19 protein-coding genes are annotated in these 18,348 nt (G+C 36.0%); all 19 read right to left on the bottom strand.

The window, feature by feature from the left end; translation table 11 throughout:
* Positions 1-548: 548 nt before the first annotated feature.
* The 19 genes from LUD75_RS07130 to LUD75_RS07040 all read right to left on the bottom strand — a co-directional run bounded on the left by LUD75_RS07130 (position 549) and on the right by LUD75_RS07040 (position 18,115).
* Positions 549-1,466: a helix-turn-helix domain-containing protein gene (locus LUD75_RS07130; protein ID WP_232704993.1), complete on the bottom strand. Its 918-nt coding sequence runs from the start codon at positions 1,464-1,466 to the stop codon at positions 549-551.
* A 57-nt stretch (positions 1,467-1,523) separates the two neighbouring features.
* Positions 1,524-2,525 (bottom strand): aldo/keto reductase, encoded by a 1,002-nt coding sequence (locus LUD75_RS07125; protein WP_232704992.1) that lies wholly within the window; start codon positions 2,523-2,525, stop codon positions 1,524-1,526.
* A gap of 105 nt (positions 2,526-2,630) precedes the next feature.
* On the bottom strand, positions 2,631-3,206 hold the full coding sequence (locus LUD75_RS07120) for a YdeI/OmpD-associated family protein (RefSeq protein WP_232704991.1): 576 nt from the start codon (positions 3,204-3,206) through the stop codon (positions 2,631-2,633).
* A gap of 3 nt (positions 3,207-3,209) precedes the next feature.
* Positions 3,210-3,626 carry a DUF1761 domain-containing protein gene (locus LUD75_RS07115; protein ID WP_232704990.1) on the bottom strand — a complete coding sequence of 139 codons (417 nt, stop codon included), beginning with the start codon at positions 3,624-3,626 and terminating at the stop codon, positions 3,210-3,212.
* Between the two features lie 54 nt (positions 3,627-3,680).
* Positions 3,681-4,793, bottom strand: coding sequence for a metallophosphoesterase (locus tag LUD75_RS07110; RefSeq protein WP_232704989.1), 1,113 nt, complete (start codon positions 4,791-4,793; stop codon positions 3,681-3,683).
* A 167-nt stretch (positions 4,794-4,960) separates the two neighbouring features.
* A complete protein-coding gene (locus tag LUD75_RS07105; RefSeq protein ID WP_232704988.1) occupies positions 4,961-5,128 on the bottom strand; it encodes a hypothetical protein in 168 nt (55 codons plus the stop codon).
* Between the two features lie 362 nt (positions 5,129-5,490).
* Entirely contained in the window at positions 5,491-6,177 is a 687-nt protein-coding gene (locus tag LUD75_RS07100) for a hypothetical protein (protein WP_232704987.1), read from the bottom strand.
* Positions 6,178-6,229: 52 nt separating this feature from the next.
* Positions 6,230-7,264 (bottom strand): hypothetical protein, encoded by a 1,035-nt coding sequence (locus LUD75_RS07095; protein ID WP_232704986.1) that lies wholly within the window; start codon positions 7,262-7,264, stop codon positions 6,230-6,232.
* A 98-nt stretch (positions 7,265-7,362) separates the two neighbouring features.
* A complete protein-coding gene (locus tag LUD75_RS07090; RefSeq protein WP_232704985.1) occupies positions 7,363-7,980 on the bottom strand; it encodes a cupin domain-containing protein in 618 nt (205 codons plus the stop codon).
* Between the two features lie 16 nt (positions 7,981-7,996).
* Entirely contained in the window at positions 7,997-8,422 is a 426-nt protein-coding gene (locus LUD75_RS07085) for a hypothetical protein (protein WP_232704984.1), read from the bottom strand.
* Between the two features lie 2 nt (positions 8,423-8,424).
* Complete coding sequence (locus LUD75_RS07080; protein WP_232704983.1) at positions 8,425-9,114, bottom strand: hypothetical protein; 690 nt, start codon at positions 9,112-9,114, stop codon at positions 8,425-8,427.
* Entirely contained in the window at positions 9,114-10,112 is a 999-nt protein-coding gene (locus LUD75_RS07075) for a hypothetical protein (protein WP_232704982.1), read from the bottom strand. Before LUD75_RS07075 ends, LUD75_RS07080 begins: the two co-directional genes overlap by 1 nt.
* Positions 10,113-10,129: 17 nt before the next feature.
* On the bottom strand, positions 10,130-10,735 hold the full coding sequence (locus LUD75_RS07070; protein ID WP_232704981.1) for a hypothetical protein: 606 nt from the start codon (positions 10,733-10,735) through the stop codon (positions 10,130-10,132).
* Positions 10,736-10,747: 12 nt separating this feature from the next.
* Positions 10,748-11,383, bottom strand: coding sequence for a hypothetical protein (locus tag LUD75_RS07065; RefSeq protein WP_232704980.1), 636 nt, complete (start codon positions 11,381-11,383; stop codon positions 10,748-10,750).
* A gap of 75 nt (positions 11,384-11,458) precedes the next feature.
* Positions 11,459-12,043, bottom strand: a complete 585-nt coding sequence (locus LUD75_RS07060) for a DUF4082 domain-containing protein (protein ID WP_232704979.1) — start codon at positions 12,041-12,043, stop codon at positions 11,459-11,461.
* A gap of 148 nt (positions 12,044-12,191) precedes the next feature.
* Complete coding sequence (locus LUD75_RS07055; RefSeq protein WP_232704978.1) at positions 12,192-12,572, bottom strand: hypothetical protein; 381 nt, start codon at positions 12,570-12,572, stop codon at positions 12,192-12,194.
* A 276-nt stretch (positions 12,573-12,848) separates the two neighbouring features.
* Positions 12,849-15,791 carry an ATP-binding protein gene (locus tag LUD75_RS07050; protein WP_232704977.1) on the bottom strand — a complete coding sequence of 981 codons (2,943 nt, stop codon included), beginning with the start codon at positions 15,789-15,791 and terminating at the stop codon, positions 12,849-12,851.
* 422 nt (positions 15,792-16,213) lie between these two features.
* Positions 16,214-16,582 carry a response regulator gene (locus LUD75_RS07045; RefSeq protein WP_232704976.1) on the bottom strand — a complete coding sequence of 123 codons (369 nt, stop codon included), beginning with the start codon at positions 16,580-16,582 and terminating at the stop codon, positions 16,214-16,216.
* A gap of 3 nt (positions 16,583-16,585) precedes the next feature.
* Positions 16,586-18,115 carry a PAS domain-containing sensor histidine kinase gene (locus LUD75_RS07040; protein WP_232704975.1) on the bottom strand — a complete coding sequence of 510 codons (1,530 nt, stop codon included), beginning with the start codon at positions 18,113-18,115 and terminating at the stop codon, positions 16,586-16,588.
* Positions 18,116-18,348: the final 233 nt, after the last annotated feature.

The following is an 18,348-nucleotide window of genomic DNA, read 5'->3' as shown; positions in this document are numbered from 1 at the left end:
ATTTGTGGAACAGCTTTTTTAATTTTTGGTTGGTAATACCTTTAGAGCTGTTTTCTATAGATATTGATTATTTTAATTAAGAGGGTTTTTTAGAGGTTTAAGAATCTGCGAATAATGATAATCGATTTTGATGGAGTAAGCAATGATCAAATTTTAGCTATATAAATAGAGGGTTTTAAATAGTACTGAGTTCGTAAAGAAATATTTTTTCACTATAATTATAAAATATTTTTCAATAGATATTTACAAGAATAGCAACCTAACAAGATGCCGTAAAATAACTAAAAAAACTTAATTTTTCGTTATTTAGTCATATTTGATTAGCTTTGAGGAAGTTATTATGGGTTTGATACCCTATGTCCCTCGCTTGTCCCTCAAACTTTGCTTTCTGCTTTAATCAGGGAATTCATAAGTTTTGTATCGGGAAATAAATTTGCTTTTATTTCTTTTAGTTGATTATCATTTGTTTATAGAAATTTAAAATCTTACTTGAAGCCAGATTTAAAACCATAACATTATAGTAAAGAATTTAGGAGCATTCAGTGATATCAATTAAATGACTTTCTGAACTCGATTGGTGAAAGGTTTGTTTTAGATTTAAATAATTTACTGAATGACTGTGGATAGTCGAATCCCAGATGATAGGCGATTTCTGTGGCTGTGAGATTCGTATTCAAAAGAATATTTTTAGCTCTCTGTATTATTTTTTCGTGAATGTAAAATTGGGTAGTTTGTCCTGTCGTAACTCTGAGCAGATCGCTTAAATAGTTTGCTGAGACATTTAATTTTGACGACACATAGGCAACAGTAGGCAGCCCCTGCATTTGTGGGAGATCCTCTGCGAAATACTGATCAAGTAATTTTTCTAGTTTGACCAGCAAATCGTTGTTCGATAATTTTCTGGTGATAAATTGTCGGTTATAATACCTATTAACATAATTGAGAAGCAGTTCAATATGTGAGACAATGACATCCTGACTGAAATTATCAATCGATGACATATATTCGTTCTGAATATTTTTTATAATTCCTGCAATCATCATTTCTTCATCTTCTGATAAGTGCAGTGCCTCATTCATTTCGTATTTTAAAAATCCATATTCCAGAATTTTAGAAGCTAAGGGATAAGTCTGTAAAAAATCCGGATGGAAAAGTAGCCACCAACCCTTAGGTTTGTTATTTCCTGTATCTTCCACAGAAATCAACTGTCCCGGACTGCAGAAAATCATAACGCCGTTATCAAAGTCATAAAACTGTTGTCCATATCTCATCTTTCCTTCAAAATCTTTTTTGATAAAAATAGAGTAGAATTCATTGACAAAACTACCGGGCACAGCTTGATTTGAGTGAGTTAAAGTACTCAGGTCAATTACGCTGACCAAAGGATGTTTGGGAGATGGTATTTCCAGAATGCGATGTACCTGACTGACAGAATTTACATGTTGTGGGGCATTTTTACCTTTCATAAATTGCAATTGAAGAAAAGGAGGCAGAAAATTCCGCCTCCCAAAATTAATAAATTTTTATTGATCAATACTTTCCATTCCGTGCTCATCGTATCGTGCACCAGTGTCTGTTCCCGGAGGAATGATTTCTTCGAGTCTTTTTATTTCGGAATCACTTAACTGAATGTCGGCCGAAGCATAATTTTTTTCCAGATTCGTTCTCTTAGACGTTCCCGGAATAGGAATAATCCCTTTGGAGATTACCCACGCCAATGCGATTTGCGCAGTTGTGACTTCCTTTTTGGATGCCAACCTTCCGATCTCATTAACCAGTTCAATGTTCTTTTGCAAATATTCGCCCTGAAAACGGGGAATATTTAATCTCCAGTCACCTTCAGACAGATCTTCTGCACTTTTAATGTCACCTGTAAGAAATCCCCGTCCCAATGGTGAATAAGATACAAAACCAATCCCCATGTCATTGACGGCTTTCAAGATTCCGGTGTTCTCAACTGATCTTTCAAAAAGTGAAAATTCGCTTTGAAGCGCAGATATCGGATGTACTGCATGAGCTTTTTTAATGGTGCTGACTGAAACTTCTGAAAGTCCCAAATATTTCACCTTACCTTCCTGTACCAGATCTGCCATTGCACCAATAGTTTCTTCAATGGGAACATTAGGATCCAATCTGTGAAGGTAGTACAGATCGATGCAGTCGGTTTTTAAATTTCTCAAAGAACGTTCAGCAGCTTTTTTTACATATTGTGGCGTTGCATTGATACCCCATGTCAATTCACCATTGTCATCAATTTCATGTCCGAACTTTGTTGCAATGATGTATTTATCCCGCTTGCCGTGAATTGCTTTGGCAATAAAACGTTCATTTTCCCAAGGTCCGTATTGATCTGCAGTGTCCAGAAAATTACCTCCTAATTCTAATGATCGCTCGATGGTTAACAAAGCTTCTTTTTCGTCTGCTGTTTTATAAACATCATGACCTGCAAATTTTGTCATGCCCATACATCCTAAGCCAACCTGTGAAACTTCCAGACCTTGCGATCCTAATTTTACTTTTTTCATAATACATACATTTTAATATTACAAAGTTGATCAATACAATATGCACGGTAGTGTTCTAATCTCTTGACTTTGTGTTCTAATATGGGCATTGATGATTACTATGGTTTAGGTGTGAGGCGGTTTTTTGTTAAGAAGCGCACATTCTATGATGGCGTCGATTCTTTTGATTCTCGTTTCAGAAAGTTTTGCCATTACCATCCAAAGCAGAATATTTTTTTTAGGCGTTTTACTCAGTGCACTGTAAAATTCAAAGGCCTGAGGCTCTTTTTCGAAAGCTATTTGTAAATCCGTTGGAATAATTAAGGCTTCAACATCATCAAGCAGATTCCATGATCCGTTTTTTTTGGCCTCCTGTACAGATTCTAGTCCTTGCGAAGTCATTCTGTTTTCCAACATTAGTTTTTCAATCTTATCTTTATTAATTTTAGACCACGTACCGTTTGCTTTTCTTTTACTGAAATAGTGATGAGATTTCTGGTCATCTATTTTAATTTTCTTGCTGTCAATCCAGCCAAAACATAAAGCTTCATCTACAGCATCACTCCATGAAATACTGGGAATATCACAACCTTTTTTATAAAATACAACCCAAACCGCATGCTTCATACTGCTGTTTTCAGACAGCCATTTCCTCCAGTCATTAAGCGTTTCCGGATGATAGATGTCGATTTCTGATTTCATTATTTATTTCATTAGAACCAATATAAAGCTGACAAGTATGATGCTTAACAAAAAATAACCACCACTTATTAAACTGTATAAAAATGGTTTTGGGATATTGGGATTTATGGCAATATTGGTCGTGTTTGTCACTAAATAACCAATTCCGACAATTAAAGCGAACTCCAAAGCAGTCAATAAGCTTGTTATGTTCAGAGCATATATTAAAATTGCACTTGTTACAATGTACATTATACAGCAGACAGCAGGACCAATGATATACAGAGATTTTTTCGGCAGCTCCTCGTTCTCTTTCCCCAAAGCGACTTTGTAAGCTTTGACAAACAGAAGTTGATACCATACATATCCTAGCATAAAGAATACAAAAAACGCTACCAGAATTGCAAGCCAGTTGACATTAGAAAGTTGATTTAAGATCATAATTGAGTATTTAAATTAAGTTTAATTGATTAGGTTCGATTTTGAAGCAAAAAATTACTGTTGTATCAAATGAAGAAGTGTAATTTCTGATGTTGTTCCCAATCTGAAAGGTGGTCCCCAATAACCCGTTCCCGAATTAGTATATACCCACATCTTATCACATTTTTTCAAGCCTTTTGCGAAAGGTTGAGTTAGGCTTATAAAAATATTCCACGGAAAAAACTGTCCGGCATGAGTGTGCCCGGATAATTGCAGGTCAAAGTGTGTTGAAGCTTCTTTCGCAATATTGGGTTGGTGTGCAAGCAATATCTTAAAATCTGCCTTATAATTTCCTGCTAACGATTTTTGAATGTCAGGTCCTGAACTGGGTTTTAACTCTTTCGCAGCAGGATCTATAATTCCGGCAATGAGAATAGATTTTCCTTTAAAATTTATGGTTGTATTTTCGTTCATCAAAACTTTGATACCAATGCTTTTAAAATAGCAAATCCAAAGGTCACTGTCCCGTAAGTACTCGTGATTTCCTGTAACATAGAAAACCTGAAATCTTTCGGTTAACTTTGACAATGACTGCAGATTGTGCTGATATTTTTCAAAACTGCCATCCGCGATGTCTCCTGTGAGAACAATGATGTCTGCATTTAAGTAGAGCGCTTTTTCGACAACACGATCAACATATTGCTTGTCAATCCCTGCGCCTGCGTGAAGATCACTGATCTGTAATATTGAGAAATTATGAAGTTCACCCAGAAGATCTTTTACAGGCACTTGTATATCAACCAACTCAGGACCTTTACTTGCACGTAAAAAACCGATGAGTAACAGGAAGGCAGATGAAAAAATCAGAATATACGTTCCATAGTTCGAAATAGCAAAATCTGACCAGGATGGCTTAAAATAAGAAACAGGAAAGAACAGCAAGTCTCTGATTATTATAAAAGCAAGCAATAAACTGAGCATTCCCATATCAATATGGACGATGAATCTGACAGTTCTGTCAATCTTTTCTGGTAAAACACCGTACCAGACGAGCGGATATAATAAAATCAGACCAATGCTGATCCCGGAAATGATCCACGAATAATTTCCAATCCCGGTTATTCTATATCCTAGAAAAATTAGTAAGATGATACATATTGAAATCGCTGTTACTAAAAACCAATTCATAATTGTTGTTTGATGTAAATGCAAATTTCATCTAATGCTATCGATCATTTGTATGCTAATCTCTTTTTTTTGTGTTCAGATTATTTGATGCGAAATCTGATTTTAACGTTTTGCAGTGAAGTTTTAGATATGTTTTTCGACAATTTCTCCCTGGATTCGAAAAAGAATTACTTTATCTGTTCTTCGCCTTTTTTTGTTTCAAATGTATAAATGTAATTTTCCGAAATCCATGCAATAAAACCTTCTTTTGTGATTGGATATTTATTTCCTTCATTGCAGGATTTTTCAAAATCTGTTAATAAATCAATGATTTCTCTGATAAGATTATAGTCCATTGTTGCTCTGTTATTAATTATAAAATTGTTATTGTCACTGTAAGTAACTAAGAGCCAAATTTCACAGAAATCATAAATTATTTTGTGGTTAAATCTCTGTCGTTTGTGTTCAAAAAATAAAAGAAAGTAACAGATTTTACCACTTCATCACAAATATTCTGGATGCAGGATTGATTTTCATAGTTGTTAGTTTTCAGTTTTTGATTTTAATTTTTTCATCCCAGTTTACATCAATTGGTGGTCTTAAAAATGCATTGTTCATCATCAGATCCTCCAGAATTTACGGCTAGAATCATTAATGTGTTAAATGGTTAATAATCAAATACATATACAAGAGATGGATTTGATCCACAAATTAAGCTTTAGTAATTTTGGTAGCTGTATATTTCGTAATCCCCTGTATATTGTAAAACTATAAATATATTTTCTCCGTCTGTCATTTTAAAACCAAAGTAGGTTTCGTTGTCAATGCTTGCTTTAAAACCTCCAATGCCAAATTCATAGTAGCTTCCGGTACTGTTAGGATGTTGTCCTGATAAAAAAGTATTATCGGCATTAAAGCGAATGATTGTTGAGCCGTTAACCTCTTTATAAGTAGTTCCCTTTACCGAAGAAAATTTAGATAAAGGCAAGATGCCAGCACCATCTCCTAACTTATCATTGGGATGGTTGATGTCGTAATATTTGGCAGATTTCACCAGTACAGTACCATCATTGTTTTTCTCCAGTTCGAAGGTGTACATTACCGATCCATTATTGTTGAGGTCTATTGAAAGGATGTTATTTTCTACTTTCACATTTTGTACGATTCTTCGGTTGTTAACACCATCTATCGTCGCATTAATGGTATTTCCTGCCTTCTCAAAATACATAAAACGCAGGTATGGATCTCCTCCTCCGTCAAATTGGAGTGCCCAATACATTTGATGCCCCAGCAGATCTTCTGCAGAGACATTGGTATTGATAGTTTCAGGTTCATTATTTTCTCTGTTACAAGCTGGTAAGCTTAAAATGAGTATTAAAAAAGAAATTAATTTTAATATTTTCATAACGTTGATGTTTTTGTGAGTTATATATTCTGATTTATGAGATCAATTCTGCTTATTTTTGGGTTTGTGTCACAAAAATCCCACTTGCAACTGCGGTATCAGAACCGTCTGTGAGATTTTGCGCTTGCCCGTTTTTCCAAACTTTTGCAATAGTAGTATTATTGCTTTCATAGCCGCATAAGTAGACATCAGTACCTATTACGAACATAGAAGTTACTTCTCCCTGATTGTTGTCGGACGAGATGGTGACTGCAGTATTATTTTTCCAGAATGCGGGCTTTACCACGCCATTTTTAATATCGTACCCGGCTGCATAAACATCGCTTCCTGCAACAAAAATCGCTCTGCCATAGTAATTGCCTGCCGTGCTTGGCAGTGTAGTTGCAACTCCGTTTTTCCATATTCTTGCCACGGTTTGGGTGCCAATATTTTCGGTACCAGTTGCATAAACATCGCTACCACTTACATATACAGCATTGATGCCTGCATTTTTGATCCCGGCCGAGAGTGAGGTAGAATTTCCGTTCTTCCAAATTTTGGCGACAGAAATATTGCCATTTGATTCAAAACCCCCTGCATAAAAATCGTTTCCGGAGATGAAAACCGAATTTGCTCTCGCACTGTACACGCCATTGGTAAGACTTACTGCCAAACCATTTTCCCAAATTATGGCTCTTGTAGGACCTCCAAAAGCAGGAGATTCGTATCCAGCAACATATACTTTGTTACCATTAACTGCGACAGATGTAGCGATAGATTGGTTATTGCTGCCATTAGAAAGGTCTGATGCAACTCCGTTTTTCCATAATCTTGCTTTAGTTGCACCGTTGATACTTTCATAGCCCACAACATACACATCGCTACCGGATACATAAACTGAATTTGCACTGGTCATTTTATCTGTGGTAGAAAGATGGGTGGCAATGCCGTTTTTCCAGAGTGTTGCCACTGCGTTACCATTTCTTACTTCATAACCAGCAACATATACATCGGTTATTATTTCCTTAGTTTCAATATAGTCATCTTTTCGGCAGGCTGTTATATTCAATGCTATTACTAAAAGCGTTATTATTCTTAATGTTTTCATAGTCTTAAAAATTAATGGTCAATTTTTACTGTTTTATATTTGGATATTCCTAATTATCCGAAATAGGATAAATTAAATAGTGATTATTCTTTCCATCACTATGGTTTTAGTTTTTTGAGGGCAGCATCTATGTCGATAGGAGGACCTACAAAAGCGTTATTTTTCATTAAATCTGTCAAAACTTCCGGTTCAAAGTTTTCCCGAAGCATATCATCATTCATATATCCGATTTTTGAAAATACCTGATAAAATTTTTCCAAACTCGGCGAAATTGGTTGATGGATGATCAGAAGTTCACCGGGATTATTGTCATAAGGATTGGAATAGGTATGTGCCGTACCTCTTGGTACAAATACAGTATCTCCCTTTTTGCCCATAAAAATTTCTTCATTAATCTGAAACAAAAATGCTCCGGAAATCACGTAAAAAATCTCGTCATCCTGATGATGGATATGCAAACCGGGGCCTCCTTTTTCCAGGTTAGATCTTTCTACATCCGCACCAATATATAGTTGATTTTCCGTGTCTTTTGAAGAGATGATACAACGTCCGAAATTGGCTTCCGATTTTGTGTCTTTCCCGAAGTAACGGCTTTCAGAAGCCCGTACAAATAGTGATTTTCCCATTTTTTTTCTTAAGGCAAAATCTGTCCATTTAGCAAACGACAATATCGGAAGTGCAAGCAGAGAAGTTGTTAAAAAATTACGTCTTTTCATTTTCTATAGTTTGTAATTAATCAATTAAAACAGGTCGGGTCCTGTCGTACACCGTAATGGTTTTTTCTGTCTTACCATCGCTGGCTTTTATGACGAAGCTTTCTTCAAAGCCTACATTGGTAAGATCAATATTTTCAATCTTCCAGATGCCGTAGCGATCGGACTTTAAAGAATAAGTACGGTTGAGTCTTTTTAACGGCCCTTCGCCTTTGGTAATTTTAGTTCCATTATTATTGTTGGTTTTGTAATAAGTACTAATGATGGTTAGCTTTATCACGGCGTTGGGTTCGGAACCTCCATATATTTTGTGTGCACCCCGGACTTTTTGATTGTTTTTAGGGTATGCAATCGTGACTTCTTTCTGTTTCTTGCTTTGGCTTTTGACTTCGTTACTCGTAATGAGGAATAAAAAAGCGCCACATAAGATGATGATATTCTTCATAATCATTTTAATTTTTGTTTTATGAGATGAAAAGCTTTCACCCAATCATTGTCCGCTATTTTATTGGTGGAAACATCGTCCTGAAATGTTGTTTTGGTGACATAAAATACACGTTCCACAACTTTAAAATACAACTGCAATGAGGGCAAATAGTAAATACGGGGAGCATTCATTTCTGTGGATGAAAATTTTCTGGGAATGATTTTATAGGTGTTGATCAATTTTCCTTTACGAAAATGTTTTAATCCTTCTTCTGGAGAAATTTCAATCTGGTCATCATATTCAAAACCCTTCAATTCCTTCGCTTCGTTTTTAGAAATATAAAACAATGTATTTTCTATATTCTCCAGTTTTCTATTTGGTTGTTTAGGCATTCCGAAATCGCCTGCGGTATAGCCATCCGCTACAAATTTGTCTACTCCTCTTCCAATTCCAAATCGTGCGACTTGTTTACAATGGCCGTCATAGAAGATTCGACCATTATAACAATCCATACAGCGTCTATCGCTTTTTATAGAAAATTCATAGACCGTTCTGTTTCCGCTCAGCGCAATCACTCTTTCAAATTTTATCTTGCTGAGGCTACCCACATTTTCTTTTTCAATTTCTTTTAAACAATCTGGAAGTTCCTGCGCTTGATAAAAATTGGCAATCAGGAAGAATATCAGGTTAATTAATATTAGCTTTTTCATTAGATGGCTTTGGTTTTCATTCGGGAAACTTGGATGGTTTTAAAGTGCACCGGTTGCCCTTTTTCATTGATTAGACTAGCAGTTATAGTGTACGTATTTGCCCAGTAGGAATAGTCATTTGATTTTTTAATCAGCTTGATTTCGTCTGTGATCCACATTTTCATTAAGGAATTGTAACGTACATTGTAAGTTCCCCACAGCGCATTGTTGACTGTGGTGGTATTTTTATCAATCGTCGGGATTGGAAATATTGGACCTATATTGCCAATTTTTATTTCCGATTTGGATTTGTAACCGGAAAATCGAACTTCCACTCGTACCAGCGCGCCTTCTGGAGCTTCTCCGCTAATGTAAAACCCATCATTGCCCACGTTTTTGTTATCAAAGGGTGAAATGATTTTGAAATTGGAAATAACACCGCCTTTGATAAGAGGTTCATCTTTTTGTGGTTGTCCTGAGGATTCATTCGTATCGTCTTTTTTTGCGGGAATCTTCACCGGGACGGTTTTAAGAAATAATTTTGGGGAAGTTTTGTATTCGATATTTTTACTTTCATAATATTTTGACCCTGATTTTTGAGAAACAAAGGCAAATATTTTGGTATTAATAGCTTTCGGGTCAAACAAAACCTGGATTGCCGGGCTCTGCCAAATGCCTTTTTCATCTGCTTTGATGCTGAAATCCTGTGGATCGTGCTCTTTTGTGCTTATCCGTAAGGTGGGTTTGCCTGATGGATTTGCAGGAAAATTATAGATAGGAGAAACCCTCAGATTGATGTAAGAATTGGGTTCTGCCTTTCCCATTATTACAAACGGTCCGTCGATTACAGAACCAGCCGTTGGAAAGGTAATAGCAGGTTTGTATTCTATTGCCTGACCGCTCGGTTTCGGTTTTCTTTTTAGTTTATCACCCAATTGGGCATTAACATTTACACTAAATATAATTATAAGAATTAATGAAAGTAATGCTTTGGATAGATTGAAAATATTTGTTTTCATAATGAAATTTTTTAAGATTACTTAATGATTATCTTTTTTTTAGCTGGCGTTTTCGGTGGAATGGGTTGAGGATTGAGAATGACTTTGTCCTTCGGATGTACGATGATTGGACCACTTGTAATATCCTTAGGTGTTTTCCAACTTTTGTAATCGTCTATGTCTATAGCCGCATTCCACAGTGCAGATTTTCTGCCTTGGTAGAGTTGATAGATAAATAATGAATATTCTGTTTTTCCTTTAACAAGCTTTACATTGGGTTTATGGTAAGGCAAAGGTTCTACATAGAGGTTCTTAAATTGCCAATTTCCGTAGAGGGCAAGATTCACTTTTGTGATGCTTTTATTTACGTATTGTGTCGGGTCACCTTCTCTGTAATAGGTTACTTGAAATTCACTCACAATCTCCGACTGAGGTGACCATACACTATTGCGTATTTCCGAAAATGCTATTCCTTTGATATCGAATGGCATTGGAGTCGTCATTCTTCTTCCGGAAGGCTGTCCTACAACTTCTGGGGTTGTAAGGTCTTGTGCTTGCAAAACTTGACTGATATTTATGATTAGAAGTAAACTGATTCGTAGTATGCTCCCAAAATATCCATTGAAAAAAAAGTTCGTTTTCATAAGGATTGTATTTTATTGTTTGGTAAAAGTGCCTGCAGATACTCCTGAAAAAAGTCTGGAACCCTCCAGTTTTCCATCTACTAACACCCATAGTGTACGCTTTCCAGCCGTAACTGAAAGAGCACCAATGTTTTTTATTATTTCATAGGAGGTATTTGGTTCAGGCAGATTAAGCGAACCCTCAGAAAAATGAGTATTTGTAAATTTTAATTTGGAATATAGTAAAAGATTGCTTCCGTCTTTCCTCCAACTACCAGAATAGGTGTTACCATTTAGCTGATTTGTTGAGGGGATTTTAACCAACTTGTTGATATAATCTTCGGAATTTGAAGCTGAAATAATTGATCCGTTTTCAATTTTAAATTCTTTATTACTCGTTATATTGGAGAATGTTTTTAAAACGCCATCCTGAAAAGTAAATGTATTTTTTATCACTAAGAAGGCTGAATAATCCATAGATACACCTTCAGCATCCTTTTCAAAAGTTTGGATATAGTGTATATTAGAGTTTTTTTTAGACAATGATACGATTACATATTGCGTAATATCAAATGGTTCTTCAACAACTTCTGGTTCGTTATTGTCTCTTCCGCAAGACATTAAACCAATCATCAGCAGTAATAACGAAATTATTTTAAGTGTTTTCATAATGCTTTTATTTTTAAAAAGAAACAACAAAAAGGAAATCTTGAGGCTTCCGTCGATATGATGAAAAGTTGTTGCTTATTCCGCCTGCTGAAAAACAATGCTCAAATCTCCGGTGTAGTAGTAAGCCGCCATTTGTTCGGGAAAAATTTGTGCTGTCCCATTCCGCCAATGGTAGCCGGTGATTGTAATATTTCCAGCATCTATGGGATAAACTGTATTAGTCCCATCGGTTTTCTGTCTGAAATAATAAACGTTTCCGCTGTACGTGATTAAATATTCTGTGTCCGGATTGACGGTCATTGGGTCTATCGCTGACCTCACTTCTGTATTTGCAGTAGTAACTGGGATGTAAAAAGTTCTAAGAATGCCTTTTGTGGAAACGTCCCATATCGTAACTCTCACATTAGCCGCATTGTCCGGGATTTTAAAAGTAACTGCGTTGATTTTTCCCTTTACTTTCGCTTTGAACTTGTAACCCAATTCATAAGTGACGGAATCGATAAATGGGGTAGTTTTTTGATTAAATCCCGATTTCTCCAGATAAAGCGCAAGAGGATTTTCTTCAGGATATGTTTTCAGGTTGTCGTTATCATCTTCCTTTCTGCAAGTGATTAATCCAGTGATAAGAAGTAATAACAAAATTATTTTAAGTGTTTTCATAATGGTATTTTTTAATTATTCGGATTGATTATTTTGTTAAGAAATTCTAAAGTGAATTCGAATTCTTAACTAAACTTAGTCAGGTTTTTGTCTACATAGTAAGACATTGATTAGAAGCATTATCAGAATGAGTGAAGCAGGAATTTTTTTATTTTAATCTCTTCACTGCAAGTCCGTTTATTCCCTGGTTTCTCATTTTACAAGTATCCTCAATCACAGAAAACCGCAAAGAGTCCTTAGCGAAAAATGCGATTTTATATTTCCCTTCGTATTGCTCATTACAAAGGGAATCGGAGATGGTCATAACGTCTCCGTCGATCTTATATTTACCAGTTACAAATAATTTTCCGTCGGTAAATCCTTCATAATGATTGTCTGCATCAAAATGCGCTTTCAAAACATACGGTTTTCCATTATGGCTGAGATGAGCATCCCAATCACCAATTACAGTAGTATCGGTTTTGGAATTATTATTCTGACAAGACATCAACAAACAAGTTGCAATAAGGCTAAAAATTAAAGTTTTCATAATTGTAAGATTTAAAAAGTTATTGGATATTTCTTTATTTCGATAGTCCAAAGCTACATCCAGAGACAAAAAAAAGCATTTGCTAATGTTGCAAATGCTTTTGATAATGTGCGTCTAAACGAATGATTATGATGTGTTTTGATTTTGTTGCATATTAATTTGAATTTGTTGCCAATGAAAAATCTTAAGGCACCAAATCAAGCGCTGCAACATCAAAAAGATATTTGAAAATCTAGAAATTTTGGGATTTGTGCTCAATTCTAACATATTCCAGAACTACTCTTTGCCAACAACACTTGGTGGATAGCCAAAATGTTTTGCGAAACTGGTAGAAAAATTTGCAGGATTGCCGTAGCCCACCATAAAACCTACTTCTGCAATAGAGCCTGCCTTTCTTTCCAATAGTTCGTGTGCCTTTTGCATACGAATGCTGCGCAAAAGCTCGCCTGGACTTTGATTGATCAATGCTTTGAGTTTTCGGTGGAGTTGTGTTCTGCTAAGGCCAACCTCGCTTCCCAAAGATTCTGCACTTAGCTGCACATCATCAATTCGATCATTAATAATGTCTTTTATTTTTGATAGAAAGGACTGTTCAATGGATGGTAATTCGGAAATTTCGTTTAGCCAACCTTTATTTTGAGAAAATTTCGATCTTAATTTTTGACGCGTCGTAATGAGATTTTCGATGATAGCTATCAATTCTGTTTTATCAAACGGTTTTGCAAGATATGCGTCTGCACCGGATTTTATCCCATGGATCTTGCTGTCCTGATCGGTTTTTGCCGTTAGCATAACAATCGGAATGTGACTTGTGCGCTCATCATTTTTGAGGGTATCGCAAAGTTCATATCCGTTTTTTTTGGGCATCATAAGATCGGTGATCACCAGATCGGGTATTGTATCTTGGGCTATTTGTATTCCTTCTTCGCCGTTACTGGTTGATAGGACTTGATAGTTTTTCTTTAATGTAATTTCTATAAATTCACGAAGTTGCTCATTGTCTTCCGCTATTAAAATGGTTTCTTTGGCTTGCACATTTTTTTCATCGGCAATTAATTCGATCCTGCTGTCGTTGTCGTATATTTCTGGTAAAGAGGATGTGACCGTTTCTTCATAATTTTTATCCGTAGAGAGATAGGGTAGCGTTACAGTAAAAGTGGAGCCCATATTCTCTTCGCTATTTACCTCAATGCTTCCTTCTAACAGTTCCACCAATTCCTTCACTAAGGCTAATCCGATGCCTGCACCTTCTCTATCACGAGAATCTGAAGCATCTACCTGATAAAAACGATCAAAAATATAGGGCAGCTTTTCTTTTTTAATACCAATTCCTTTATCAATGACTTTAATTCCAACATAATTTTCATTCAATTTTTGGAATATGACTTTAACAGAACCATCCTTCTCACTGAATTTTATTGCATTGGAAACCAAATTCTGTACAATTTTTTCAAGCTTGTCAAGATCCGTCTGTACCCAAAGTTCCTGTGGCTCAGTTTCAAATTTCAGTTCAAGATGATGGTGGTCGGCTAAAGAACCAAATTGCTTCACATGCAATTCCAACCATTTCACGATGTCGATATTTTGATAATCCACCTTCATTTGCCCGCTTTCGAGACGGCTCAGATCCAAAAGTTGATTTATGAGTTGCAAAAGACGCTCACTGTTTTTCAGGATATATTTGGCATACTGTTGTGCCATTTCCTTGTCTGGATTTTGCAGCAGTTCTTTCGCAGGATTAATGATCAGTGTCAGCGGTGTCTTGAATTCGTGCGTCAGGTTTATAAAAAATCTGGATTTGGCAGCATCCATCTCCTGCAATTTTTCTGCCTGATCCCGAACTTGCGCCGTTCTTTGTAAAACTGTTTTTTCCAGATGATCCGCCTGCTCGGAGATCAGTCTGATCTTTTCCTGTTCCTTCTCTATATTTTCTTCGGACAGCTTTTTGTTTTCTACCAATTGAACAGCAAGATTTCTGTTGGTTGCAGCGATATCTATCGCCAGATAAATCGAAAACATGAGAGGCATTAAAAGATTGCCCCAACCAAACAAAACCATCACTTGCTGCAGGGTAAACCATCCAAGCTGGTTAGAACCTCCTACAGTTCCCATTACTACAAATATGAACATCCCGACAAGAAGCAACCACAATTTTTTGTTTCCGTTTTTGATGGCTTTGAGTAAGAAAAATACCGCATCAGTAAAGAAAACAAGCAAGAATATATTTTGATGCCAATTCTGCAACCACCCTAATTTGCTGTCATTCCACGCATCATACCAATTAATTATAAGATAAACCGCGATTGGTACTGATGCCAAAAGCATAACAATGGTTCGCTTGATAGGTAATTTGCCAAAAGCCGCATAGTATAAAAATAAAAATCCAAACGTGAGATGAAGCGTAACAAATCCCATAAAGATCTTACAATAAAAGGCCTGCTGAGCCGGACTTGTAGTAACAAAGGTTTGATAACGTGAATACAAACCAATGGCTACGCAAGCAACAAAGAGAACATAGTAAAGGTTGATCTTTTGTTTTGGATAAAAGATAAAGATCAATAGGTGTAAAATAATTAAAATACACGCGGCAGCAACGCTCATCAGCAGTTGATCCATTACAAACTTGTCTGCTTTTTGCTTCGCATTCATTGTTTGAAAATCCTGCAAACTAGCCTGAAATCCATAAAAGTTGGGAAATGCTGCATTAAAATTGCAATACCTGATTGCGATAAGATGGGTAGTGGTATCTGTAATTGCTAGTGGAATGCTCAGGTATGGTTGCCGTGTCGCCTGCATGCTTTTTTCTGAATAACCAACTTTTCCGATGTTCATTATTTTCTTCCCGTCCAGATAGACTTCTGATGCACCATCGTGGTTGATTGACAATCCCCAGGTATCAGTTAAATTGGCTTCTGATTTTTTAACCTTAATTCTAAACCAGCCAATTCCCGTCCAGCCTTTTGGCATTGGCGCCCCGCGGTATTTATCTTTCCCGAAATTGGTATTGGAAATAATTTGCCACGACTCATCAGAAAATGCTGGACTCGCAAATTCTACTTGATCTCCTAGATGGAACCTCCAGTGGGATTTTTGTAAGCGGATTGGTTTTTCAATTTGTTGGTCTGTAAGGATAACAGTCGGAGATTGGCCAAACAGAAAGACTTGTACTAAAGAAAACAGTACAATATATATGTTTTTAAAAATCCTAAATTTCACCATTTGAGCTTTATCAACAACTAAGTTGACTTAGCTAAAATAATTTATTTTTTTTTAAGAATGTTTAAATTTTATAAAAATTATTTTTTCCAACCACTCCTCACTTTTTACATCTTAGAAGAATAGAACTCCATAGTAGTTCAGTATTATACAATATTTTAATGACAAAGTAATGGATAAGAAATATTAAACTCTGTTGTGCATAAATTCTACTGGAAGACGCTGTAGTGGAATTTTTTAAAACTCTAAGAATCAAACTTTTCTATCAAAATAAATATGAAAATAGACATCACTCCAAAACTCCGTGTTTTGATATATCGAAATATTTCAGACATAAAGTTTGGTAATTTATATTAAACCGATAATCGATTTATTTCCGATTAATTGTTTCAATCATTTTCAACTCACTCAAACTCGCTGATAATTTAAACACCAACCAATATATTCTGAATCTTAGTCGAAACATCATCCATATCAAATGGTTTGGCAATAAATCCATTGGCGCCTGCATTATTCGCGATTTCATTACCATCAACGCTGGCGGAAAGGATGATCACCGGCAGATGTTCCAGTTCTTTTGTTCCTCTGATGGTTCTTAATAATTGGTCGCCCGACAGTACTGGCATCCACAGATCCATTAATAGCAGATCTGGTAGGGTATTGTTGATCTCTTTAATGAGATTGGTGCTGTTGCTTTCTGTAAAAACAGTGTAGCCCTCTATCTCAAGCATCATTTCCAGCACTTCCAGAATGCCGGGATCATCATCGCAGATCATTATTTTTTTATTATTCATCTTTTAGTTTTGCATAATTGGCAGCGTGAAATTGAATGTAGATCCTGAACCTATTTCACTTTCCACCCAAAGTGTGCCGTTGTGGTTGGCTATGATTTCATAGCAGATATAAAGGCCAATGCCCATACCGGGGAATTTTTTCTGAATATCCCGGGCCCTGAAGAATCTTTCAAAAATCTTTGTCTGATCCTGTTGGCTGATGCCCATACCATAATCGGTAATGGAAACCTTCACAAAACTACCAACCCTGTTACAGTAAACATCAATTTTATCAGTACCTGGTGAATATTTGATCGCATTGGAAACCAGATTGTTGATGACCTGTGAGATTTGCAGTTCATCGCCAAGAATGGTTGCTTTTGTATCGCTGCTGATGCTGATGTTGTATTCTGGGGTTGCGATTGCGAGATTTTCGACAGTATCGCGAATTAACCTGTCAATCTGAAAGGGTTCTTTATGAATTTCAATATTTCCTGACTGGATTTTGGATGTGTCTAAAAGTTCTCCTATCAAATTGTTAAGACGGTCAACATACATCGAAACTTTCCCCAGTGTTGATACAAATTTGTCCGATGAATTCTCAGGAACCATTCTTTCCAGAAGCTGGACAAATCCTTTTATGGTCGTCAATGGTGTTTTTAGTTCGTGGCTGGCAATCGAGAGGAAATCATCTTTGCGGCGGTCAATCTCCTTTTTATCGGTAATATCTTCAATCGCGATTAAAATGCGGTCTTTGTATTGGCCTTCAAATTCTACACGATATGCATTCACTAGCATAATTTTCTTTCCAATGTAAGGAAAATCGTGCTCCACTTCAAAATCGATCACCGGATTATTCGTTGGTAATATTTTGGTTAATAAAACCTTCAGTGCCTCAATATCCCACTGGTGATTTCCAAGTTCAAATAATATTTTTCCAACTGTATCTTCCGCTGTTACCTTAAATGAATTTAAAAAATGGGTATTCGCGCTAAGCACCTTGTAATCGGCATCTAATACCAAAAGACTTTCTCGTACAGTCTGAATAATACTTGAAAGAAAAGCTTCGTTGTCGTGCAATTCTCTGGTTCGCTCTTCTATTTTCTTCTCTACAGATGCTTTTTCTTCGCGCAGCTCGGTTTCATATTTTTTACGGTCTGTAATATCATTCTGAACGCCGATGAAATGAGTGACATTGTTGTCCTGATTTTTTACAGGAGAAATAGTTAATTCATTCCAAAACAGAGTTCCATTTTTTCTGTAGTTTCGGATTTCCAGTTTGCATTCTTTTCCATTTTTCACAGCATCTTTTATTCTCTGTCTTTCTGGTTGTGATCTGTCCTGCGCTTGCAGAAAACGGCAATTGTGGCCAATAATTTCGTTATGAGAATAGCCTGTAATATCTTCAAAGGCTTTGTTGCAATAGATGATGGGATTGTCAGGTTGCCTGTTATCAGTGATGATAATGCCTGATTTTGCTGAGTTTAGCGCCTGCAGATAAATGTTATTATTCAAATCATCATTTAACGCGTCGCTGTCAAAATATGTTTCCAATGTTGACTGTTTTATTTTTATAATAGTCAGCGAAATTAAATTATTTCACCGTTTGATCTTTTCTTCGAGAAAATCAACTAAAATTATGCCCTTAAATTAAATATGAAATATTAAAGTCAGATCTTTAGCACAAATGCTCTTTTCATACCTTCTAAAAACAAAAATAATTATTTTTTATTTTAATGAATTGTATCACAGCTTTTTTATAATGATCTGTCTAAAATAAAATCATT

The organism is Epilithonimonas sp. JDS (assembly GCF_021261315.1).
Lineage (GTDB): Bacteria > Bacteroidota > Bacteroidia > Flavobacteriales > Weeksellaceae > Epilithonimonas.
The sequence above is the reverse complement of the archived record's forward strand: the minus strand, read 5'-3'. Positions and strand labels throughout refer to the sequence as shown.